The sequence below is a fragment of the Streptomyces sp. NBC_00984 genome (assembly GCF_045162475.1).
Classification (GTDB): Bacteria; Actinomycetota; Actinomycetes; order Streptomycetales; family Streptomycetaceae; genus Streptomyces.
The window spans coordinates 1-21,590 of record NZ_CP108734.1 but is presented as its reverse complement, the minus strand read 5'-3'; the positions used below and the strand labels follow the sequence as shown (position 1 = coordinate 21,590).

Below are 21,590 nucleotides of genomic sequence, written 5' to 3'. Positions count from 1 at the left end.
CCTGGACCAGCGAGGACTGCCCGCCTCGCTGATCGCCCACCTCTTCCACATCGGCGAGAACCAGATGCGCGCCCTCATCCAGCAGACCCGGCCCCTGCTCCAGCAACACGGCCACCACAGCGAGCCGCTGCCCGTCCGCCTCATCGACCCCAGCGAACTCGCCAGATACGTCATGAATGCGACATCAACAACGAGTTGACGCGACGCGCACCACTAATTCATCGACGGGCCCTTAGAGATGATCTGCGTCGTTGGGTGACCTTTGCGCTTGCCCGTTTTCAAGCTATTCACCCTCATACGCGCGTCTTCATGGCCGCCGAGCTACCGACCTGGCCACCCGTTTACTCCGGTTCTCGTGCATGAAGTCCGTCTGGTTTGAAGATGAGGCAGAAACGCCCATCAGTAGAGGAACGGCATCCTCCGCCGCGTCCATGCCAACGCTACGGCGTGAGCCAGCGCAAGCCGACCCCAGCGACCTGTCCGACGCCCGATGGGCCTTGATCGAGCCGACGTTGACGGCCTGGCGGAAAGCCCGGCTCGACCGCAGGCCCACCGGCCAGCCGGCCAAGGTCGACCTCCGCGACATATTCAACGCAATCCTCTACATCAACCGCACCGGAATCCCCCTGGAAATACCTCCCGCACGACTTCCCGAACCACGGCACCGTCTACGCCTACTACGCCGCCTGGCGCGACGAGGGAATCCTTGCCCAGCTCAACTACGACCTGACCGGCCTGGCCCGAGTGAAAGAGGGTCGCAATCCCGAACCCACCGCCTCCGTCATCGACACCCTGAGCGTGAAGACCTCCACCAACATACCCCTGACCAGCCAGGGAACGGACGCCGCGAAGAAGATCGTAGGCAGGGAGCGAGGCATCCTCACCGACACGATCGGCCTGATCCTTGCGGTGGCCGTCACCGCCGCCAGCCTCTCCGAAAACGCCGTGGGAATACGCCTCCTCGACCAGGCCAAGAAGACCTACCCCACCATCGCCAAGAGCTGGGTCGACACCGGCTTCAAGAACGCAGTCATCGAGCACGGGGCGAACCTTGGAATCGATGTCGAAGTCGTCAACAGAAACCCAGCAGTTCGCGGATTTCACGTAGTCAAAAGGCGCTGGGTTGTCGAGCGAAGCCTGGGTTGGATCACGATGCACCGGCGCCTCGCCCGCGACTACGAGACCCTCACCGCCAGCTCCGAGGCCATGATCCACATTGCGTCGATCGACAACCTCACCAAGCGCATATCGGACGAGATCACCCCCACCTGGCGAGGAACCTACTAGGGCAGAAAGGGCAATCTACCTAGATCAAACGCCCTCTGACAGCATGGCGGGCCGAACGAAGAGGGAAGGGCCTGGACATCGGGCGGCCGCCCGAGCACGATCTGCGCCGGATCATGGACGCCATCCTCTACGTCGACCGAACCGGGATCCCCTGGCGGTACCTGCCACACGACTTCGCCCCATGGGAGACGGTTTACGGATACTTCGCCGCCTGGCAGAAGGATGAGGTCTTCGACCAGCTCAACGGTCTCCTGCGGCGCCTGGTCCGAAAAGCCGAAGGCCGCGACGCCGAGCCGAGCGCCTGCGTCCTCGACGCCCAGAGCATCAAGACCTCAGCCAACGTGCCCGCGGCCGGCCAGGGCATCGACGCGGGCAAGAAGATCGCAGGACGCAAACGCCACATCGGCGTCGACACCGCTGGCCTTCTCCTGGCCGTGCTGGTCACCGCCGCCAGCGTCTCCGACAACGCCGGCGGCATCCACCTGCTCTCGAACATCGCCGAAGGCCACCCCCGTGTCACGAAAGCCTGGGCTCGGTGTGGCGGGAGACCGACCTGCTGCTGTGGAAGCCGCCTGCGGCCTGGTTCAGCGTCAACTCCTTCTTCGTCCCCGACAGCGGCGGTGGGCGCTGGCTGCGGAACTGGTACGTCAACTTCGAGCACCCCACCCGCCGCACCGAGGCCGGGTTCGACACCTTCGACCTCACGGTGGATCTGGTCATCACGCCCGACCTCACCCGCTGGGAGTGGAAGGACGAAGACGAGTACGCGCACGTGCGTCGCCTCGGCATCGTCTCCGGCACCGAGCACCAAGCTGTCGACGACGCCCGCGCGGAGGTGCTGGCGATGCTCGCCGCACGTGCCGGACTGTTAGCGCATGCGGAGCGGTGGGCGGCCTGGCGGTGGGAGCCGACCTGGGTCACGCCGCGCCCTCCCCGGTCCCGGGCGACCACGGAGAGGGTTGCACCGGAGGAAGGCTGAACCGGTGCCTGGACGGTTGCACGCGGCGGGGACCGGAGGCGTTGCCAGAGGTGGGAGTCCGCTAAATCCGTTCGAACAAGCTCACAGGGCCACACACCCTAGGGTGCGACCTCGTCCCTGGGTGCGCCGCAGCATGTCCCGTGAGCTCAGTCCTGCTGCTCCAACTCGTCGGCGAAGGCGCGGAGAGCATCGGCCAGCTCCTTCTTGGTGGGCAACTCATCCACCTTCTTCTCCAGGCCGTCGATGCGTTCCGCCAGGTCGTCCAGGCTTGCCGGATCCGTGGGACGAGGTGTGGGTCCGTCCGTAGGAGATGGGGACTCGGTACCACCCGAGCCTCCCGCATCCGTACCACTGGAACTGCCGCCGTCGGTGCCGCCTGAACCACTGACGGAGCCACTGTCCCCGCCGCCGGTGTCCACGCCGCCTACGACACCGCCGCTTCCCGTATCGGACGTCTCTGTGGGCACAGGAGTCGGGCCGGACGATCCGCCGTCCTGGTCGGCCGCTGCAATCGCCCCGCCCACGCCCAGTACCGCCGCAGCTGCCGCGCCGACCAGCGCCACTGCCATTCGTCGCGTCTGGATCTTCCTCATATGTGTCATATGGCGGACACTAACCGCTGATCGCTGCGGAGGGTCTCCTTCCGCTGATTCGGTGGCACATGGGCTCCTCGCGCAGGGTGGGCCCCTGTTTTGCCCCTCCAAGAGCTGACGAGGAGGGGCGGCCTGTTCGGATGCCGCCGGTAGTCGCGGGCGCTGCCTGACCACGGCAGGTCTGGTCAGGAGTCGGTGATGTGGTCGAAGCCGCTCAGCATCGGCGTCAGCTCCTGAGTTATCTCGCTTCCTTTGCCTGTTATTGACCCATCTGGCGAGGGCGTCGTCCTCGCAGGCCAGTCCGCAGCCGAGGAGCTCCAGAAAGCAACAGGGCGTGGGCAGCGATGGGCGGTGACGGCAACGACTGCGAGCGTGAGTAGCTGGGGTGCAGGAAATCGCAGTGAGTTGGATGGAGGGCGGTCAGGCGGCGGACGGTGTGTGTGGGGGCCTGTCCGGCGGATCATGTGACTACTAGGCTGCGACGATGCAGTCCGCGGATCGGAACCAAGCGAACGACTACGACAGCTTCGCCGAGATGTTCTCCGCGGAGAACGAGAGCAGCCTCGTGAACGCGTACTACGAGCGGCCGGCGATGCTGGCCCTCGCCGGGGACGTCACCGGCCGTCGGATCCTTGACGCCGGCTGCGGCTCGGGCCCGCTGGCCGCCGTGCTGCGCGACCGCGGCGCCGCCGTCACCGGCATCGACGCCAGCGCCGGGATGCTGGCACTGGCGAGGCGGCGGCTCGGCGACGACGTGGCCCTGCACGTGGTCGACCTATGCGACCCTCTGCCGTTCGACGACGGTGTGTTCGACGACGTGGTCGCGTCACTGGTCCTGCACTACCTGGAGGACTGGGGGCCGACGCTGGCCGAGTTCCGGCGGGTACTCCGGCCCGGCGGCCGCCTGATCGCGTCGGTGAGCCATCCCTTCGCGGCCTACGCGCACCGGGATCCCCGGCCCGACTACCACGCGACCACCAGCTACACCTTTGACTGGACACTCAACGGACAGTCCGTCCCGATGGAGTTCTGGCGCAGGCCATTGCACGCGATGACCGACGCCTTCACCACCGCCGGCTTCCGACTTTCCGTCATCAGCGAGCCGCAGCCCGACTCGGCCGCCCGTGAGCTGTTCCCGGACAGCTTCCAGGACCTCTCGACCCGTCCCAACTTCCTGTTCTTCGTCGTCGAGGTACCGCTGTCGGCCACCGGCTCAGGCAGCTAGCCAGTCGCGGATCACGAGTGAAGCCAGAATCCTGCCCCAGTAGTGTGGCTTCGCATGACCGACTCCGAGATCGAGATCACCGCAGACCTGGTCCGCGACCTGCTGCAGGAGCAACATCCAGACCTTGCAGGGCTGGCCATCCGCGAGGTGGCGGGCGGCTGGGGCAACCAAATGTGGCGCCTCGGGGACGAGTTGGCCGTGCGCATGCAGCGCATGGACCCCACCCCGGAGCTCCAGCTCAAGGAGCGGCGGTGGCTGCCCGTGCTGGCCCCGCGCCTGCCGCTCCCGGTGCCGACCCCGGTGCGGTTCGGCGAACCGTCCGAGTGCTTCCCCAAGCACTGGACCGTGATGACGTGGGTTCCCGGCGAGCCGCTGGACCACGGTTCGATCAGCCGCGGCGCCCACGCGGCCGACACACTGGCGGGCTTCCTCAGGGCGCTCCACGTGGAGGCGCCCGCCGAGGCGCCGATCAGCTCGGACTTCGGCGCTCACCCCAAGAAGTGCACGGACGGCTTCGACCACTTCTTCCACGCTGTCGTTCCCGACGACCTCGCCGACGATGTCCGGGCCGTCTGGGACGACGCCGTCGCGGCGCCCGAGTGGGAGGGCCCGCCGCTCTGGGTGCACGGCGACCTTCATCCCGCGAACGTCGTCGTCTCGGACGGGACGCTCTCGGGCATCGTCGACTTCGGTGCCATGTTCGCTGGCGATCCGGCGTGGGACCTCGCGGCCGCATGGGTACTCCTTCCCGCAGGCTGCGCCTCGCGGTTCTTCAACGTGTACGCGCAGGCGGACGAGGGGACGATCCGGCGCGCCCGCGGGCTGGCCGCTCTGAAGAGCCTGTTCCTCATGCTGATGGGCCAGAACGGAGACCGGGGCCTTCCTGGCGGCAAGCCGACATGGGGACCCTCAGGCAGGGCAGCGCTCGGTCGTGTTCTGAGAGGCGGTTTGATGTAGGCACGCGGCGACGATCCTCCTCCGATAGTCTCAGGGCGCAGCTGGGCGACGACGGCTCAGACAGCGGGCCGTCGCGGTACGCCTGGCGGATCCGGCCTCAGCCGCCGTGGCAGACCGCACGGGCGACGCAGTGGCGGGATTTCTCACCCGGCGCCTGCCGGATCCGGCAGCACCAGGGCCGTCGGCGACGTCCGACCGTGGCCATTCCCCGCCTTCGAAGAAGCCATCACCACCTGCCTGGCTGCGGACCCCGCCGACCGACCCACCGCAAAGGAGCTGGCCGCCTCATGGTGATCCTGCGAGACCTGATCCCCGACGACGCCCCGGCCCTCACTCGCATCTACAGCGGCGCCTCCGTGCGGCACACCACCAGCGCGGAACTTACCCTCGCCCAGGCACAGCAGAAGGTCCATGCAGCCCTCACCAGAGCCGCCGATATCCCCTGCGTGCAGTGGAGCTGGGGCATCCTCGCCGCCGACGAGATGATCGGCCTGACCGCTCTGCGGCGGCGCTCCCCGTCCATGAGCACGATCAGCTACATCCTCCGTGAAGACACCGGCGAGCCCGTCGGCGCTCTGCTGCGGCCGGGGTCTTGTGGGTGGCCGACGGATGCCGGGCCGCCACGCCAGGTTGGACTTTCGTCGTTGGCCGTCGCGACCAATGGCCGGCGCGGAGCGGGTTGAGAGGGGCTTAACGTGGCCGGGTGACTCGTGTGGAATCTACGGCCCTTAAAGCATCGGCTCGCCAGGCACTGGCAGCGAGGCTGCGTTCGGCTACCTTGCGGCTGGCTGCCCCGGGCAGGGCTCTCTTGGTTCCCGGAATGTGGTCTCCCTGGCGCATCGTGGGCGAATCGCTGCTGAGCGTAGCGTTTGGGCTGCTGGGAGCAGGTCTCGCGGCCCTGGACCACGGCGGCACCGTACGGATCGCTGCCGCCGGGCTGGCGATCGCAGCGCTGTCACTTCTGCGCCGGACGTTGCCCGCGTCCGTGCTGCTGGTGACGGCCGTCGGCTCTGTCCTGTTCGGCGGTCTCGCTCCGTTGGTCCTTGTCGCCGCGTGGTCGGCGGGGCGGCGGATCGACGGGGTCGGCAGGGCCGTCGGCACCTTCGCCCTCGCATACGTCCTCAACCTCGGCCTGGCAGTCGTGCAGGCGCTGCCTCACCTCTCACTGCCCCGCTTGGTCTTCGGCGTCCTGTGGCCGCTGGTCGCGATCATCGTTCCCGGCCTGGCCGGCCGCTACCGGTCGCAGCACCATACGCTGACCGACACGCTTCGGGAGTACGAGGCCCAGCAGCAACGCGAGCGCGCGATGATCGCCGGACAGGCCCGGGCGCGGGAGCGTCAGCGCATTGCGCAGGACATGCACGACAGCCTCGGCCATCAGCTGGTGCTCATCTCGGTGCACGCGGGCGCGCTGGAGGTGGACCGCGAGCTGACCGGACGGCAGCGGGAGGCAGTGGGGGTGCTGCGCGAGGCGTCGGTGGCCGCGATGCATGAGCTGCGCGAGGTGGTACAGGTGATGCGGGACAGCACGGAGGCTCCACACGAGGACCGCACCACCCCAGGCGTCGCGGCTGCTGCGGCGGCGGAGGCGGAGGACACCACGGCGCTGTCGCGCGGGGTGGCGGGCATCGAGGGCCTGGTAGGAACGTCCCGGAGCGTGGGCGCGGCCGTGAAGCTGCGGCACTCCGGCGAGCCGTGCCCGCTCCCCCCGACCGCCGATCACGCGGCGTACCGCATCGTCCAAGAGGGCCTGACCAACGCCCACAAGCACGCCCCGGGCGCCCCGATCACCGTCGAGCTGCGGTATGAGCCGGACTCGCTGGTCGTGGAGGTCGCCAACGGACCCGCAACCGGGACGACGGACAACGGCCGGGGCGTGGTGAGCGGCGGCCAGGGGCTGACCGGGCTCGGTGAGCGGACCCGGCTTATCGGGGGCCTGGCGCACGCGGGCCCGACGGCGGACGGCGGCTTCCGGCTGGCGGGCGTGCTGCCGTACACATCTCCGGAAGGCGGGATCCCGAGCCCCGAGCCCGGCAACGTGACGACGACGTTCGTTGATCCAACGAACACCTTTTGGCAGCAGACCCCGGGGGACTCCTTGGACGAGGGTGGTCCCGTCATGAACGGGAACGGTCTGAAGGAGCTGGCCAAGGCAATGAGCAGGAAGAACGGAAGCGGCATAGCCATCGGCTGCGGGATGGCGGTACTGATTTCTCTGCTGCTGGTGATCGCCGCCCTCGGCGTCGGGGGATACTTCCTCCTGAACAAGGCGGAAGAGGCCAGGATCGAGCCGAAGCAGTACGACGCGGTGGAGGTGGGCCAGTCCGAGGCAGAGATCCGCAAGCAGTTGCCCAAGGAGAACTCCTTCGTGACCGACGGCCTGGAAACGGATGCGCCGCCCGTGCCCAAGGGCGCGAAGTGCCTCAGCCTGACTTCCACGGAGTCCAGCAACAATCCGGATATGGAGCCGGTCTTCCGGTTCTGCTTCAAGGACGGCAAGTTGACCGAGAAGAAGTCTTTCGAGGTGAGGAACTGAGGAGTAGCGGGCGCTCGATCAGGGATGATGGCGAGTGACCGCAGGCAGACACTCAAGGACCGCGCAGGGGAGTCATGATCAGGGTTCTCGTCACGGATGACGAGCCGCTCATCCGGGCAGGCGTCAGGATGATCCTCTCCTCCGCCGACGACATCGAAGTCGTCGCCGAGGCGGTGAACGGCCGTGAGGCTGTCGAACTGGCCCAGACCCGCCGCGTGGACGTCGTGCTGCTCGATATCCAGATGCCGGTCTGAGGTTCCCCCGCTGTGCGGGAGTGGCTGACTAGCTGGTCAGGGCGGGTTGACGTGGTTTCAGGTTCACTTGTTCGGCTGCTGCCTGGTTGGCGTAGTGCTTCTCCTCGTACTCGATCGGGCTGAGGTAGCCCAGCCGTTTCTGGATGCGGCGGGGGTTGTAGAAGCCGTCGATGTACTCGAAGAGCGCGAGGTTCGCTTCGGCCCTGGTGGCGAAGACGCGGCCGCGGATGCACTCGGTCTTGATGACCATCCACAGGTTCTCCGCCAGGGCATTGTCGAACGAGTCGCCGACCGAGCCCATGGACGCCTGGATACCGGCCCTGACCAGGCGTGTCGTGAGCTTCACGGACGTGTATTGACAGCCGTGGTCGGCGTGGTGGATGAGCTCGCCGGGGGCGACTTCGCGGTTGGCCAGGGCGTATTCCAGCGAGGTGAGGACCAGGTCGGCGTCCGCGCGGGCGGAGGTCTCCCAGGCGACCACCCGGCGGGAGAACGCGTCGCGGATCGCGGACAGCCACAGCGGCCCCTCCCCGGTGGGGATCATGGTCAGGTCGGTGACCCACAGCCGGTTCGGCCCGTTCGCGGTGAAGTCGCGCCCGACCAGGTCAGGGGCGAGATCGGCGTCCGGGTCGCGCCGGGTGAAGCCCTTGCCCCGGCGGGGGCTAATCCCGGCCAGGCCGGCCTGGCGCATGAGCCGCTCGACGCGCTTTCTGCCGACGTGGACGCCCTCACGCCTGAGGACGGCGTGCACGCGGGGTGAGCCGTAGATCCCGCCGGACTCGGCGTGGACCTGGCGGATCCTGCTGGTCAGCTCGGCGTCCCGGCGGCTTCGTTCGCACGGCTCGGTCTCGGCCTGGCGCCACCGGTAGTAGGTGGAGGAGGGGATGGAAAGTTCCCGGAGTACGGGCTCGACCCCCAGATGCGGGTGCGCGTCGAGGAGCGCGGTCACCTGGGCCGGGTCGGGTCGAGCTGGGCCGCGAAAAAAGCCGAGGCCGTCCGCAGGACCTCGTTCGCCCGCTTGAGCTGGGCGTTCTCCTTGCGCAGGGCGGCAAGTTCCTCACGCTCGGCGGTGGTGAGCAGGTCGCCCCGCTCGCCGGCGTCGGCCTCGGCCTGGCGGATCCAGTTACGCAGGGCCTCGTGGTGCACGCCGAGCTCCTCGGCCATACGACGGATCACAGGCTTCGGCTCGGCAGTCCGGTACATCTGCACCGCACGCTCACGCAACTCCAGCGGGTATTTTCTCGGGGCAGGCATCGTCTGGGCTCCTCTCATGAGACCCATCTGACCCTCTGTCACCCATCCCCGCATCTCGGGGGAACCTCAGTCATGGACGGACTGACGGCCCTGGCCGAGCTGCACCGGACCGTGCCTGACACGCGGGTGCTGATCCTGACAACCTTCGGGGAACAGCGAAACGTACTGCGCGCACTGACTGGGGGCAGCGTGGGCTTTCTGCTCAAGGACTCGGCGCCCGCGGAACTCATGCGCGCGGTCCGGGCTGCCGCGGCCGGAGACGCGTACCTGTCGCCGGGTGCCACCCGCCGTGTCGTGGACTCGTTGGCGTCCAGCCAGAGCGCCCACCGTGCTGAGCAGGCCCGCTGCCGGCTGGACGCGCTGACCAACCGCGAGCTGGAGGTCCTGGCACTGCTGGGTGAGGGCCTGTCCAACGCGGACGCTGGTCAGCGGATCCATATGAGCGAGGCCACGGTCAAATCGTACGTGAGCCGGATCCTGACCAAGCTGGACTGCGAGAACCGAGTGCAGGCCGCACTGCTGGCACGAGACGCCGACCTGGGAACCTGACCACACCACTCCGTCACTGTCGAACCGGGCTGCAAGATCGTCGGAGGTGAGTGGTACTCGTACTACGACGGCCGATGACGTTGATGCACAGCCCACTGAGGGTGGATCTCAACGGACAGGCCCGGGCCTGGATGCTCAGTCGCAGCCGCAGAAAAGGCAGCCGATCGGGGCGGCGGCCGGGGTGCTGCGGTTCAGCGAGGAACGCGACCCGGCCGTGCTGGCGGCGCAGCTCATGCGGCTGCGGGGTATCGACCCGGAGGACGCCTACTGGCGGCGTGGATCGAGGCGGGGCCTTGACCCCGAATCCTAAACCGTGTTCAGGATTCGGGGTCAAGGCCCCTGTCACCTCCAGTGGGTTCGAGATCCCACCGGACCAAAACGCATCCCAGACGCGTCCTAGTACGGGTCTGTCAAAGGAACGGTGTAACTCAGGTTGTTGGAGTTACTGACGGGCTGCGGAGAGGCGGCCGTCGAAGGTGATGTCGAAGGCGTTGAGTGCGGTCTTCCAGCGCATGGTCCAGCGGGCCTGGCCCTTGCCGGTGGGGTCCAGGGACATGATCGCCATGTAGACGCACTTCAACGCGGCCTGCTCGTTGGGGAAGTGGCCGCGGGCCTTGACCGCCCGGCGGATCCTGGCGTTCACGGACTCGATCGCGTTCGTCGTGCACACGATGCGGCGGATCTCGGTGTCGAAGCGGAGGAACGGGGTGAACTCTTCCCACGCGTTCTCCCAGAGCCGCACGATCGCCGGATACTTCCGGCCCCAGGCGTCGGCGAACTCGGCGAACCGCTCGAGGGCGGCCTCCTCAGTCGCCGCGGTGTAGACGGGCTTGAGGAGTTTGGCGATCTTGTCCCAGTCCTGGCGGGCGGCATAGCGGAAGGAGTTCCGCAGCAGGTGGACCACACAGGTCTGCACGACCGTGCGGGGCCAGACGTTCTCAACGGCGTCGGGCAGGCCCTTGAGCCCGTCGCAGACGAGCATGAGGACGTCGTTCACGCCGCGGTTCTTGATCTCGGTGAGGATGTGCATCCAGTGTTTGGCGCCCTCGCCGCCGTCGCCGGCCCACAGGCCGAGGATGTCCCGCCGGCCTTCGGTCGTGACCGCCAGGGCCACGTAAATGGGCCGGTTGGCGACCGCGCCGTCGCGGATCTTCACGTGGATGGCGTCGATGAAGATCACGGGATAGACGGCGTCGAGGGGCCGGTTCTGCCACTCTGCCATGCTCTCGAGGACCTTGTCGGTGATCGTGGAGATCGTCTGGCGCGATACGTCGGCGCCATAGACCTCGGCCAGGTGGGCCTGAACCTCACCGGTCGTCAGGCCCTTGGCCGCGAGCGAGATGACCATCTCGTCCACGCCGGACAGACGCTTCTGCCGCTTCTTGACAATCTTCGGCTCGAAGCTGCCTTCCCGGTCTCGGGGCACGACTATCTCGACCGGGCCGACATCGGTCAGCACGGTCTTGGCCCGGGTGCCGTTGCGTGAGTTACCGCCGTTCTTCCCGGCCGGATCATGCTTGTCATAGCCGAGGTGGTCGGTGATCTCGCCCTCGAGAGCGGACTCCAGGAGCCGCTTGGTCAGCTGCTGGAGCAGCCCGCCCTCGCCGGTCAGCTGAAGGCCCTCGGCCTGAGCCCGTCCCACCAATTCATCGATCAGCCGGTCGTCCACAGACTTCGCCGGCACCGTCTCAGACGGCTCGACGGACTCGGCCTCGGTCACGTTATTGCTGGTCATCGATGCATCTTCCATGATCGGGAGTTACACCGAACGTTTTACAGTCCCGATTGGTGCGGCCGACCTGGCGGCCTGCTCGATCTTCGCGCAGTAGGCTGCACGGGCTTCCTCGTCGATCTGCTTCTCGTGTTCGGGGCGCACCCCGGTCCGGCCGTCGAGGCCCTCGCGCAGGATATCGGCGTGCCCGGCATGCCGGTTGGACTCGCCGAGGACATGGACCATGATGGCGAACAGGTTCGTGTTGGGATGAGGCTCCGGCCACCACGGCACGTGGCCGGGGGCGTCGAGGGGAAGCTCGTTGATCGTCGCGTCCGAGTGTTCCCACGTGCGCCGGTAGAACCCGATGATCTGATCGCGGGTCTCGTCCTCGGTCGCCCACTGATCGCTGCCGTTGTAGTCCTGCCACCGGGGCAGCGGCTCCGGGGAAGGGCGGTCGAAGACCTCGCCGAAGTACCTGGCCTCGACGGTGGCCACGTGTTTGACCAGGCCGAGGAGGTTGGTCCCGGTCGCTGTCAAAGGTCGGCGGGCGTCGTATTCGGACAAGCCGTCGAGCTTCCAGAGCAGCGCCTTGCGGTCCCGCCGCAGTCTCCCGTGCAGGTTGTCCTTCGCGAATTTATCGATCATGCGGCATGAACCTTCCATGGGTTGCTCGTGGTCTCAAGATCCCGTACGTGGTCCGCAACGACTGGCAGAGCCGAGGAGTGGCCATGGCCGCGGCCCTGACCTGCTACAAGAAGCTCGCGAAACTTGCCACGTGAGACAACCTCTTAGTCAGGAGAAAGTCCTCACTTGACGATCCCGCGCTCGGCGACTACTGGGGCCAACGCCGCAAGACGCGCACACCCCCACCGATGGACAGAATCAGCCTTACTCTGGCAGCCCGTCAGAAAGGACTCTGTCCGCTCTGTGGTCAGGCGCTCATCGTCGGCGCGGAATACGAGCCAGATAGTCCACGCGAGTGGATCGACTGGTTCGACGCGATGAAGAAGCGGTTGCACAAACACCACCTAACGCTGGGGGTGGTTAGTTGCGGTGGTGTGTGGTTTGTGAGCTGGGGTGTTGATGATTGATTGAGAACGGTTTCGGGGTGGTTTTGAGGGTGTGGGATGGGGGTCTGACCTGGGGCTGTTGCAGTTTCGTTGAGACAGAGCGCGGGATGTCGCGGATATGTTCCTGGGTCTAAAGGCATTGACTGTGTTCTTGCTGGTCAGTGGGGTGGCGGGGGGTCAGGACCGTCGTGTACGGGGCCGGGTTGGTGTCGGGGTGGGGCGGTGGTGGGTTTCGGCGAGGTGGTCGAGCTGGATCCCGTCGAGCAAGGTTTTGGTGATTTTTTCGGTGCCGTCACAGATCGCGGTGATCGCGGCTTGGCGGATCAGCCGGGTCAGGCTCCCGATCCGGCCCGCGGTCCGCTGGTGGAGATATGCGGCATGACGGGGGAGGGTTCCGGGCCGATGCTGCTGGAGGTTCAGAGCCTTCTCGAGGCCGGTGATGAGTTCTTTGAACGGCTCGTGTGTCCCGTGCCGGGCGGGCAGCGGCCCGCACTCGATGAGTGAGGCCCTCCCGGCGAGCTGCGCGCCACGCACACCGCTGAACAACGCGGTCGTGGTGACGTCGATGCCCGCGTACACGAACGTCGCACCGATGCGTTCGGTGAGGTCTTTGAGGAGGTCGGCACTCTGGGCGCCGGTGGTGGTGCGGGGGTTGAGGCGGTGGATCTCGTCGATCAGGACGAGACGGACACCGGCCTGCTGGTAGGTGTGGCAGACCGCGTCGGTGATCTGGGCCTGGGTCATGCGGGTGGTGACGGGGATGCCGAGGTAGCGGGCGAATTCGGTGGCGAGGGTTTTCGCGGTGGCACCGGGCGGGACGAGGACGTACGCGACCGGTACGTGCGGATGCTGGAGGCCGGGTGATGGCGGGTTGCGGTGGGTGTGGGCGAGGTGGCAGGTGCGTCCGACGTGGAGGAGCGCGGTGGTTTTCCCGGCCGCCGCGGGCCCGGTGACGATCAGAGAAGGACGAGCAGTCACGGTCTGGTGGCGGCCGAGGATCATCAGGGTGCGGACGCTGGTGGCGAGGGTGTCGATGACCGGGGTGCGGAGGGTGACGAACGCGGAGTGGTAGGCCAGGCGTTCTTCCGTGCTGCGTGGCGGGGCACCGGGCCCGGGAGGCACGGGCGGTGGTGTGGTGGCGAAGTGCTGCCAGCCCTGCCACGTGGTCACCGGCCTGCCGGCGCTACCCGTTTCGGGGACAGCACCCGCAGCCCCCTGCCCGGGCCCGCTGCCCACGTGTTCGTCGCGGGTGCCGACAGGGCGACTGCCCCTGGCCGTGGATGCCTTGGTGTTCACCATTTCAGGGCCTCCGCGCGGGCGTCGTACAGCCCGTACCCGGTATACGGCACGTCCGGTGAGCCGTCGTCCTCACCGGTGTCCTGGTCCGGGGGCGACGGCTCATCCGGCGTGTCGTCGAGAGCGTCGAGGCTGTCGTCGTCTGTTCCGGAAACCGTCTCATCGGCAGCCTGGTCCGGGTGCTGCGGGCCGTCTGAGGCCCGCTGTGCGGGCATAGGCATCCGCACAGGGGCGGTGCGGGTGATCAGGTGCTGTTCGGCGGGGGTGGCATGCCCGGTACGGGCACGGCGCAGGAGCTGGTCGAGGGCGTCGGCGAGGCCGGCCTCGTACCGGTCAGGGTCCAGGTGGCGGGTGACGGTGGTGCGGACGTACCGCCAGGTGCGGTCGTTGAACGGGTGGTGGGCGTGGTCGCGGTGAATCCACGGGATCTCGGCGAGTTGCCCGTCGGGGAGCCGTACCCAGATCTGGCGGACATCGTGCGGGTTGATGCGGACTTCCCATTTCCCGCCGCGGGCCGCTACTTCGGACTCCTGGCCCCGGTAGGGGCCCAGCAGATCACAGTCGTAGGTGCGGTGATGGATACGGATGCCGCGCTCGGTGATGGCCTGCCACCGCACCGGCAGCAACTCCAGATAATCACTGCCGCTCAAAGGGACCGGCACGTACCCGGCGACCGCGACGAGCGCCGCCCACATCTGGTTCGGCGTCAGCGCCGCCCGGGGCAGTACGGGGTGGCGCAGTCCTTCGTGCGGGCGGTGGTGCCAGTGCACGAGCCATTCGTCGAGGAGGTCCTGCAACTGGGCGACGGTGTAGCACGCCTCGCGTTCGATGTCTCTGCCGCGGCGGGTGACGTCGGAACCGGTGTAGCCGGGCAGATGCTGGCAGAACAGGGAGTTGATCGACCCGAAGGTGCGCTCCACGATGCTCTTGGCGGTCGGCGCGAACGGCGGCGCCACCTGCACGCTGATCCCGAGCGTCTCACAGGCGGCGGTGAACACCTGCGACAGGAACACTTTCCCGCGGTCCACAACGATCGTCTCCGGCATCACGACCGGCCGGGCGGCCGCCCCTTGAAGCCGCTCGTCCAGCGACAGCAGCCGATCGCCCGCAAGCAGCCTGGCGTGGGTGAAGCGCAGGGCGTCGGGCCACGCGGGCCTCGCCGGGCGCGGTACAGCCATCTCCGCGAGCAGCAGCGCCGCGTCCACGGCCTGCGTCCCGCCCGGACACAGCACCGCCGCCAGGATCGCCCGCGTGGCCACATCGACGGCGATCGTGAGCTCGGGCCGCCCCAGCGTCCCGTCGTTGAACAGCGCGAGGACATCCAGACGGGTGGTGTCGATCTGGACCTGCTCCCCGGGCCGCAGAGCCACGGTCGGGGTCATGGCGCGCCCGTCTTCCGTGATCGGCGGATTTCGGACCGGCCGCGCGGGGTGGTCGGCCGGGTGGGCGAGCTGATGGACGAGCCGGTAAAAAGTGGCCTGCGCGGGCATGGGCACCGCGTCTCCATGCCGGTCCTTGAGGAGTCGTGCGACCAGCGGCATCAGCGCCTTGACGGTGCCTTTGGAACGCCCCCGCTGCCCGCGCAGCACGTCCTTGATCGCGGTGACGACCCGCTCGTCCTGCCGACCGCCACGGCCCTTCGGGCCGCGGGTGGCGCGGTGGTCGACCAACCCCCATAGCCCCTGTTTACGGTAGGCGAGCCGCATGCGCTGCACCGTCGCCCGCGACACCCGCCCGAACCTCAGCGCGGTCAGCTCCTGCGCTTTGGCCTGCTCCCGCTGGGCCAGTGTGAACCGATCCGGGTCGTACTGCTCCCGTACCGTCCCGCCACTGCCGACCCCGCCGGGAAGGCCGCACTCGACTTCCCGGATGTGCCGCTCCCAGGCCAGCGCCTTCTCCCGCGCCGCGGCCGGCGCCGTTTCGAACAGCCCCCACCGCGGCACCGCCTGCGCCTGATCCGCCTCCGCGCCCAGGACCGCGAAGCCTGGGTCGGCGAACAGATGCCCGGACAGCACCACCTCATCCATCCCGTCCTGGCCGACCAGATGGAAGCCCTGCCCGGCCAGGGCGACGACCTGCCACCGCACCCCCCGGAACCGCACGTGGGCACCGACGGCCACGACCGGCCGCCCACCACGCCGTACCCCGCTCACACCGCCTCCCCGCCCCGGCCACTGCCGCCAGCCGCGCCGCCTTCGCATTGGTTCGTGCCGCCGCTGACGGCCTGCCCCCTGCTCCGCCACCCACCTCATGTCCGCCGCGACCACGGACGACGTCGCAACCTTGCACGGCGGCGGCCCGTTGATCAACCGGGCCGCCCGTACCCGCAGGGACCATGGGGGAGTGGACCAGGACCCGTTCGTGCAGCGGCACGTCCAGCGCCACGGTCAGCTGCCCGTGCCACAAGGCGTGGAAGGCGACGGGCAGGACTTCGATCGGGTCGCCGACCGCCTCCACGCCGTCGATCAGCGGCCGCGGCCGCGCGAACGCCTCCAGCACGTCGGCCGCAAGTCCCGGGCGGCCCTGGTTGCGTGGGTGCCGGTAGCCGGCCAGCCACTTCAGGTTCGCCACCAGAGTCTTCTCCAGCGGCTCAAGGCGCCGGTAGACGAGCCCTACCTGCGCACACGCCTCCGCGACCGTCTCCGCGGCCTCCAACGCCCGCTCGCCGCCGGCCTCGGTGTGGCTGGGGCAGTCGGCCAGCATCCCGGTGCCGTCCTTGTAGCGGGCGAAGAGCTGCGGCACCCACGAGCGCACCCGCCCCCGGCCATCACGCCACAGCGCCCGTACCGGCCGCCCGGCCAGGCCCACCACCATGGGGTCGCGGTCGAGCACCATCAGCTGCGCCCGCATCGCGTTCGATCCCGACGCCACGTGCCGTCCGGTGGTGGCCGACCACCACAGGCCCGGCCCCCACCGGCGGCCCGGCACGACAGGGAACGCCGACACCGGATCCAGCTCCTCGAAAGCCACCGCCACCGCCGCGTCCGCCCACCGCTGCTGCACCATCCGCCCCACCGGATCGAGGAAGACGGCTTCGAACCCCGCCCCGACCACCACGTCCCGCTGCCCGGCCGCCCTTTCAGGGCCGCCCACCACGCTCCTGCCGCTCATCCCCCCCACCCCACCGGTGCCCCCACCGCACCGGACACGTTTCACGGGTTCTGATCACAAGCCGCCGCCTCATGCGCTAAAAGCAGCGACCGGACCACCCCGGCCAGCCCCGGCTCTACTCGCCGTCCGCACCCCGGTACGTCCCGAGGACTTCTACCGCCTCCTCCTCGGACAGCCGCGCCCACCGGGCCACCTCGTCCACCCTCATCCCAGCGTTCACCGCGGCCACCATGACCCGCCCCAGCACCTGGTCGAGCAGATCCGTGCCCCGGCTCAAACCCTCCAGCATGGACCGGGCCACCTCGGCGGTAGTACCGACCTGCGCACCACGCAACTGCTGCAGCTGCTCTTCTACCTCACCGAGGAGATTGGTGATCAAAAAGCGCTGCTCGGCAGGCACCACGGCCCGCCAGTTCGTCCCCGAGCCGGGCAACTTCTTCTCCCCGGCCAAGACCCGCAGCCCTGCAGCCACCGTCGACGGCTGATGCTCCTGCCGCACCCACCACACGTTCTCCCCGAACCGCGCATACAGACCCGGCCGCCCTTCGGGATGACGACGCAGGCGGACAACCGTCCCCATCCACGCGATCAGCGGACCCCCGTAGTCGACCGCGATCAACGGCCCCAACCAAGACCGCCCCACCCGCTCACCGAGACGGCGGCAGAACTTCCCGTCCGCCCCCAACGGCCGCGGCCGTTCACCCCCGCTGTCCACCCACACAAGCTGCGCCATGACCGGATCCAGCAGCGCATCCGCGACCGCCACCACCTCCGGGAAGATCACCGCATCGCGCCCCACCACCCGCCACCACTCCAGATCAACCCCCGCATCACCCCCGGCGACCAGGTGCAGACGCCGCGGCCAGATCTCCTCCCGCTCCCACCCGTACGCCCCCTCCCACCACCGCGCCACCACCGCATAAGCCAGCCCGAACACCTCACCCGGGTCCACACCGGCCCGCACCGCACGACGCACCACACCAGCCCACCGCCGCTGCGCCGCGACCACCTCCGGAAGACCCCGCAGATCGAGGTACTCGCGGGGCTGGTCGGCGTCCGCGTCCAGAGCCCACCGACCATGGCGCACGCACACCCGCTCCCACCGTGGCGCGTACCGCATCACCCGGGCCGGTTCGCCCGTACGCCGTGCCGTGCACAGCCGGCACCCGAACGCCACCGGCCCCGCCACCACGCCCCCGACCCTCCACACCACCCGCCCCCGGCCGCCCTCCGGTCCGTCGAGCTTGGGATCCTCCCGCCCCCACGACGGCAACGCCCGCCCCAGCGACAGCTCCCCGACCCCGCACACAGCGCCCAGCGTCCTTCGGGCTGCCGCGTCCAGCAGCACTTCCCCATCCGCACGCACGGCCCCACCCTCATGACGGGGCCGGTGGTTCACCGCCTGCCAGCGCGCCATGAACGTCTGCTCCTCCATTCCGTAGCAAGCAGCGATACGGCACAGAAAGGAGAACGTCGTCTCCCCGGCGAGAGGAGGCAGCCGTAACACCCCGGCGTTCACCGCGACCGCCCCGCCGTGCCCGCCGCCCACTGCATGCCGAGCTGGTCGAGTTCCGCCCGCCGCTGCTCGGGAAGCTTCCCAGCGCGTTTGCGGACGTTGTCAATCCACGTGCCGAGCTTGACCACCACGACCCCGCCAGCGCCCACCTGCGCACCGAACCCGCCGCCATCGGAAACCAGCTGCTCCTCGTGCTTGCGGGGTACGCGCAGGTGCCCCTCGCGGGCGTGGAACTGCCGCGCGGCCGCCAGGTTGAGCATCCACTTGTCGTCCTGGGTGCGTTGCACCGGGCGCTCGTCCTCACCGGCGGGTCCGAGCCCGAGGGCGTTCTCCAGAAGCCATTGCTGTGCCGGTTGCAGGGCGTCCCATCCCAACCGGCATCCCTTAACCCACCGCCCCAAGTCCTCGCCCTGGACCACGACCTCCCCAGCCTCCCAAGGCACGCTGCCGCCCTGGGCGAGATGGTTCTGCACGAGCCGCAGGCAGCGCTGCCACCCCGCGTCCCAGACCGGTGACCACCCCGGGTCAATCTCGTCCAGTGCTTCCCGCCGCTCCTGCGACAGGCCACCCGCGAAAGCATCGTCGGGCAGTCCGGCCTCCAACTGCTCCGCGCGCGCATCCGCGAGCCTCGCGGCCGTGCGGAGATTCTTCGCCCAGGTCCCGACCGGATACCCGTCCCACACAGCATGGGCCGGCGGCAGGAAATGGCCGTGCTCGGAGGCCCAGCGCCGGGCAGCGGCAAGCCCCTCCTCGAAGGCGTGATCGCGGTGGGACCAGACCACCCCGAGCTCCTCCAACGCCTTCACGCGCTCCGGGGCAAGTGTTCCGGCCCGGTAGTCCATGCGCTGGTTCCGCAGCCATGTCCCCAGCGGGAACCCCGCAGACTCCCACCCTCATCCACCGGCGTCACGTAGTCGTACGCAACCTTCAGCACCCCGTCCTTCGCCACCTCGCGCACGTACCGCGCCGCAGCCGCGATCCCGCTGCGCCAGTAGTCCGTCTCGGGGTGCAGCACGCGCAGCGCGACGAACCGCGCCACCTCCGCCGGATCCCGCGGAGTGGAGAACCTCAGCAGCCCCTGCGCGGGCGCGCTCGGACCCTTCGCCTCGCCCGTCCGCTCCCGGCCCTCCGCCCCGTCGACGCCCTCGGCCCCGTCGGGCTTCCAACGCCCTGTACGGGGACGGGAGTCGGCGAGCGCCTCGATCACGTCCGTGTCGTGAGCACGCAGCGCCCCGAGGACCTTCGCGAGGGTTTCGTACCCCCTGGAGGTCATCATTTCGTCCGGACTTTCACCAGGAGCAAGGAAAACAGGGACGACCAGGCTGGCGATTTTTCCCTCGCCAGGCTGCATTCGGAGAGCCCGCCCGACCATTTGCACAATATCGACCATTGACCCGCGCGCGTCACAAAAGGCAACAGAGTCACAGTTCTTCGTGTCGACTCCTTCCCCCAGGACGCGAACCGACGCGATCATTTTGAACATGGCCGGACAGGAGACCGTGCCACCCTTCCCGTCGGGCACCTTGACCACGTTCGACGCGAACTCCTCCAGCATTGCCTTTCGGTAGCCGGCCCTGTGGTCTCCATGAAGCCAGGACGCCCCCACCCGCTCCGCCGGGTGGTAGTGCTTCGGATCCTCGGCATACAGCCGCTTCGCGACGGCGGGCAGGCCTTCGGCCATCGCTTCGGCCTCCGCGATCCGGGAGTGGAAGGTGAGGCACTTCCGCAGGTTCTCGTCCGCAGCCGCCGTCAGCAGCCCCGCCTGGAGCGCCGCGAGCCGCGCCCCGCGCACCAGGTCCGAGCCCCGGTCGCCACCCGCCTGCGCGGCATACAAGTCCGGATCGGAAATATCAACGCAAATAACCTGATAGGGGGCAACCAGCCCCCGGAATAGCCTGGGAGAGCGTCAGCTTCCAGGCCACAGGCCCGAACACGGGCGACTCGGGGTCCATGCTCGCGATCAGCCGCGGAGCCTCCCGGCCGCCCCGGCGGGCATCCTCGGCGGACTCCCAGATCCTCGCCGTCGCCGTCATGTACAGCCGCCGGACGGCCGGCATCTTCACCTGGTCGTGCACGGCCGCCCACGCCTTCGCCGCATCCCCCGAGGTGCGGTGCGCCTCATCCACGACCATCAGGTCGAAGGCGTCCAGCCCGAGCCGGTGCGCCCCCTGCACCGCCGTGGAGGCAGTGGCGTACGTCGAGAACACCGTCACCACATCCTCGTCCCCCACCCAGGACAGGAGCTCCGCCGCGTCCGTGGTGCAGGGCATCCCGCTGGACGCCGAAACCCGTGACTCGCACGCACCGACCATCGCCCCCGCACGCCCTGCCCGACGCCACTCCGCGGCCATCTGCGCCAGCAGATCCACCGTCGGTACCAGCACCAACACCCGCCGGGCACGCAGTCGTTGAGCGGCCACCGCCGCGATCCTCGTCTTCCCTGACGCGGTCGCCGCGATCACCTGGCACCGCAGCCCCTCCTCCGGCACCGCGACGCCGGCCGGGAACTGGAGATGACGGAGCACGGCGTCGACCGCCTCGATCTGGTGCGCCCTCAGGCCCTGGTCTGTCACCATTCCCCGTTACTCGCCGTCCCGCTCGGATTCGCACTCGTGGTCAGACTCCAGGAGCGTTCCGTCCTCTACCGGACCGAATTCCCACGTCGAGTCACACTCTTCGCAGTATCCGCTTCCGTAGAAACTCACCCGAGACATTCTCTTCTCCTCAATCAGAAACGGACACGAAAGAAAGAGCGACACTATTTCTCAGCTTCCAGTGCCGCGGAGGCATCCGCCCCCGGGCGGACAAACCATCCAGGCCGTGAATTTGACGCATCCTCAACAGGATTTATGGACGCAGCCAGAGTGTCATTTCCTCGGACTCTCCAGTGCTGGTGGGTGTCTGTCCTCTAGGAACAAGGTAGCTGACTCAGAACTATGACGCATGCAGTTCGTGGGAGGATGACCGGAAGTGTTCGCACTCGATACGATCAGGTGCGAACCTCGACAGAATCCGCCCCCGCAGCTTGATGGCTCGTCACCTCACCCAACCCTCGGCCAACCTCCCGTAGCCCGCTGCCCGCGTAGCGGCCCAACTACCAGGCGCGGAGCGGCTGGTAGTGATCCGCCTTGGCGGATCGTCAGGGTCAGCGCGGAGCGCCGACCCTGACCCTGGGCCACGGAGTGGCCCAGCAACCGAATTGCGAAGCAATTCGGGGAAGTGCCGCGTAGCGGCACCGCGTCGCGTTCG

The 21,590-nt window shown here is 68.4% G+C and carries 19 protein-coding genes and 5 pseudogenes; 12 read left to right on the top strand and 12 right to left on the bottom strand.

What is annotated here, in order from left to right:
- Positions 1 to 359: 359 nt before the first annotated feature.
- The 4 genes and pseudogenes from OG520_RS00120 to OG520_RS00105 form a co-directional block, all read left to right on the top strand.
- Positions 360 to 641 (top strand): annotated as a pseudogene (locus OG520_RS00120) (transposase); the annotation flags it as partial.
- 43 nt (positions 642 to 684) lie between these two features.
- A pseudogene (locus OG520_RS00115) lies at positions 685 to 1,287 on the top strand (transposase); the annotation flags it as partial.
- A gap of 23 nt (positions 1,288 to 1,310) precedes the next feature.
- Positions 1,311 to 1,835 (top strand): annotated as a pseudogene (locus OG520_RS00110) (IS5 family transposase); the annotation flags it as partial.
- Positions 1,823 to 2,266, top strand: coding sequence for a DUF402 domain-containing protein (locus tag OG520_RS00105; protein WP_406011684.1), 444 nt, complete (start codon positions 1,823 to 1,825; stop codon positions 2,264 to 2,266). The pseudogene OG520_RS00110 and the gene OG520_RS00105, both read left to right, overlap by 13 nt.
- 146 nt (positions 2,267 to 2,412) lie before the next feature.
- Here OG520_RS00105 and OG520_RS00100 read toward each other — a convergent pair whose 3' ends face one another.
- A complete protein-coding gene (locus OG520_RS00100) occupies positions 2,413 to 2,868 on the bottom strand; it encodes a hypothetical protein (protein WP_406011683.1) in 456 nt (151 codons plus the stop codon).
- Positions 2,869 to 3,343: 475 nt separating this feature from the next.
- On the opposite strand from OG520_RS00100, the gene OG520_RS00095 reads away from it, so the two are divergent.
- The 5 genes and pseudogenes from OG520_RS00095 to OG520_RS00075 all read left to right on the top strand — a co-directional run.
- Positions 3,344 to 4,084: a class I SAM-dependent methyltransferase gene (locus OG520_RS00095; RefSeq protein WP_406011682.1), complete on the top strand. Its 741-nt coding sequence runs from the start codon at positions 3,344 to 3,346 to the stop codon at positions 4,082 to 4,084.
- Between the two features lie 54 nt (positions 4,085 to 4,138).
- On the top strand, positions 4,139 to 5,041 hold the full coding sequence (locus OG520_RS00090; RefSeq protein ID WP_406011681.1) for an aminoglycoside phosphotransferase family protein: 903 nt from the start codon (positions 4,139 to 4,141) through the stop codon (positions 5,039 to 5,041).
- A 287-nt stretch (positions 5,042 to 5,328) separates the two neighbouring features.
- Entirely contained in the window at positions 5,329 to 5,724 is a 396-nt protein-coding gene (locus tag OG520_RS00085; RefSeq protein ID WP_406011680.1) for a GNAT family N-acetyltransferase; N-acetyltransferase, read from the top strand.
- Positions 5,725 to 5,861: 137 nt separating this feature from the next.
- Positions 5,862 to 7,577 (top strand): sensor histidine kinase, encoded by a 1,716-nt coding sequence (locus tag OG520_RS00080; protein ID WP_406011679.1) that lies wholly within the window; start codon positions 5,862 to 5,864, stop codon positions 7,575 to 7,577.
- A gap of 74 nt (positions 7,578 to 7,651) precedes the next feature.
- Positions 7,652 to 7,828: pseudogene (locus tag OG520_RS00075) on the top strand (response regulator transcription factor); the annotation flags it as partial.
- A gap of 31 nt (positions 7,829 to 7,859) precedes the next feature.
- Here OG520_RS00075 and OG520_RS00070 read toward each other — a convergent pair.
- Entirely contained in the window at positions 7,860 to 8,780 is a 921-nt protein-coding gene (locus OG520_RS00070; protein WP_331747561.1) for an IS3 family transposase, read from the bottom strand.
- The gene (locus tag OG520_RS00065; protein ID WP_329196993.1) at positions 8,777 to 9,085 is read right to left on the bottom strand and encodes a transposase; all 309 of its coding nucleotides are present in this window, start codon (positions 9,083 to 9,085) and stop codon (positions 8,777 to 8,779) included. The genes OG520_RS00070 and OG520_RS00065 overlap by 4 nt, the downstream gene beginning before the upstream one ends.
- 69 nt (positions 9,086 to 9,154) lie before the next feature.
- On the opposite strand from OG520_RS00065, the pseudogene OG520_RS00060 reads away from it, so the two are divergent.
- Positions 9,155 to 9,634, top strand: a pseudogene (locus tag OG520_RS00060) (DNA-binding response regulator); the annotation flags it as partial.
- A 442-nt stretch (positions 9,635 to 10,076) separates the two neighbouring features.
- On the opposite strand, the gene OG520_RS00055 reads toward OG520_RS00060, so the two are convergent.
- Positions 10,077 to 11,369, bottom strand: coding sequence for an IS256 family transposase (locus OG520_RS00055; protein WP_331747558.1), 1,293 nt, complete (start codon positions 11,367 to 11,369; stop codon positions 10,077 to 10,079).
- Positions 11,370 to 11,393: 24 nt separating this feature from the next.
- Positions 11,394 to 11,993 carry a DinB family protein gene (locus OG520_RS00050; protein WP_331747556.1) on the bottom strand — a complete coding sequence of 200 codons (600 nt, stop codon included), beginning with the start codon at positions 11,991 to 11,993 and terminating at the stop codon, positions 11,394 to 11,396.
- Between the two features lie 5 nt (positions 11,994 to 11,998).
- Here OG520_RS00050 and OG520_RS00045 point away from each other — a divergent pair, with 5 nt between their 5' ends.
- The gene (locus OG520_RS00045) at positions 11,999 to 12,127 is read left to right on the top strand and encodes a hypothetical protein (protein ID WP_331747555.1); all 129 of its coding nucleotides are present in this window, start codon (positions 11,999 to 12,001) and stop codon (positions 12,125 to 12,127) included.
- Positions 12,128 to 12,220: 93 nt separating this feature from the next.
- The gene (locus OG520_RS00040; RefSeq protein WP_406011678.1) at positions 12,221 to 12,439 is read left to right on the top strand and encodes a hypothetical protein; all 219 of its coding nucleotides are present in this window, start codon (positions 12,221 to 12,223) and stop codon (positions 12,437 to 12,439) included.
- A gap of 156 nt (positions 12,440 to 12,595) precedes the next feature.
- Here the strand turns inward: OG520_RS00040 and OG520_RS00035 are convergent, their stop codons facing one another.
- The 7 genes from OG520_RS00035 to OG520_RS00005 form a co-directional block, all read right to left on the bottom strand.
- A complete protein-coding gene (locus OG520_RS00035; protein WP_317862449.1) occupies positions 12,596 to 13,588 on the bottom strand; it encodes a TniB family NTP-binding protein in 993 nt (330 codons plus the stop codon).
- Between the two features lie 122 nt (positions 13,589 to 13,710).
- The gene (locus OG520_RS00030) at positions 13,711 to 15,834 is read right to left on the bottom strand and encodes a Mu transposase C-terminal domain-containing protein (protein WP_331747554.1); all 2,124 of its coding nucleotides are present in this window, start codon (positions 15,832 to 15,834) and stop codon (positions 13,711 to 13,713) included.
- Positions 15,734 to 16,825 (bottom strand): TnsA-like heteromeric transposase endonuclease subunit, encoded by a 1,092-nt coding sequence (locus OG520_RS00025; RefSeq protein WP_331737070.1) that lies wholly within the window; start codon positions 16,823 to 16,825, stop codon positions 15,734 to 15,736. Before OG520_RS00025 ends, OG520_RS00030 begins: the two co-directional genes overlap by 101 nt.
- 115 nt (positions 16,826 to 16,940) lie before the next feature.
- Positions 16,941 to 18,242, bottom strand: a complete 1,302-nt coding sequence (locus OG520_RS00020; protein WP_331747553.1) for a DNA-binding protein — start codon at positions 18,240 to 18,242, stop codon at positions 16,941 to 16,943.
- A 98-nt stretch (positions 18,243 to 18,340) separates the two neighbouring features.
- Complete coding sequence (locus OG520_RS00015) at positions 18,341 to 19,183, bottom strand: helicase associated domain-containing protein (protein ID WP_331737066.1); 843 nt, start codon at positions 19,181 to 19,183, stop codon at positions 18,341 to 18,343.
- A complete protein-coding gene (locus OG520_RS00010) occupies positions 19,144 to 20,175 on the bottom strand; it encodes a helicase-related protein (RefSeq protein WP_331747552.1) in 1,032 nt (343 codons plus the stop codon). Before OG520_RS00010 ends, OG520_RS00015 begins: the two co-directional genes overlap by 40 nt.
- A gap of 16 nt (positions 20,176 to 20,191) precedes the next feature.
- Positions 20,192 to 20,917 carry a DEAD/DEAH box helicase family protein gene (locus OG520_RS00005; protein ID WP_331747551.1) on the bottom strand — a complete coding sequence of 242 codons (726 nt, stop codon included), beginning with the start codon at positions 20,915 to 20,917 and terminating at the stop codon, positions 20,192 to 20,194.
- Positions 20,918 to 21,590 lie beyond the last annotated feature (673 nt).

Bases quoted from the DNA above. Each gene is read 5' to 3' on its own strand.
- OG520_RS00100 (WP_406011683.1), bottom strand. From the start codon at position 2,868: ATGACACATATGAGGAAGATCCAGACGCGACGAATGGCAGTGGCGCTG.
- OG520_RS00095 (WP_406011682.1), top strand. From the start codon at position 3,344: ATGCAGTCCGCGGATCGGAACCAAGCGAACGACTACGACAGCTTCGCC.
- OG520_RS00090 (WP_406011681.1), top strand. From the start codon at position 4,139: ATGACCGACTCCGAGATCGAGATCACCGCAGACCTGGTCCGCGACCTG.
- OG520_RS00085 (WP_406011680.1), top strand. From the start codon at position 5,329: ATGGTGATCCTGCGAGACCTGATCCCCGACGACGCCCCGGCCCTCACT.
- OG520_RS00080 (WP_406011679.1), top strand. From the start codon at position 5,862: ATGTGGTCTCCCTGGCGCATCGTGGGCGAATCGCTGCTGAGCGTAGCG.
- OG520_RS00065 (WP_329196993.1), bottom strand. From the start codon at position 9,085: ATGCCTGCCCCGAGAAAATACCCGCTGGAGTTGCGTGAGCGTGCGGTG.
- OG520_RS00055 (WP_331747558.1), bottom strand. From the start codon at position 11,369: ATGACCAGCAATAACGTGACCGAGGCCGAGTCCGTCGAGCCGTCTGAG.
- OG520_RS00050 (WP_331747556.1), bottom strand. From the start codon at position 11,993: ATGATCGATAAATTCGCGAAGGACAACCTGCACGGGAGACTGCGGCGG.
- OG520_RS00045 (WP_331747555.1), top strand. From the start codon at position 11,999: ATGAACCTTCCATGGGTTGCTCGTGGTCTCAAGATCCCGTACGTGGTC.
- OG520_RS00040 (WP_406011678.1), top strand. From the start codon at position 12,221: ATGGACAGAATCAGCCTTACTCTGGCAGCCCGTCAGAAAGGACTCTGT.
- OG520_RS00025 (WP_331737070.1), bottom strand. From the start codon at position 16,825: ATGAGCGGCAGGAGCGTGGTGGGCGGCCCTGAAAGGGCGGCCGGGCAG.
- OG520_RS00020 (WP_331747553.1), bottom strand. From the start codon at position 18,242: ATGGCGCGCTGGCAGGCGGTGAACCACCGGCCCCGTCATGAGGGTGGG.
- OG520_RS00015 (WP_331737066.1), bottom strand. From the start codon at position 19,183: ATGGACTACCGGGCCGGAACACTTGCCCCGGAGCGCGTGAAGGCGTTG.
- OG520_RS00005 (WP_331747551.1), bottom strand. From the start codon at position 20,917: ATGGTGACAGACCAGGGCCTGAGGGCGCACCAGATCGAGGCGGTCGAC.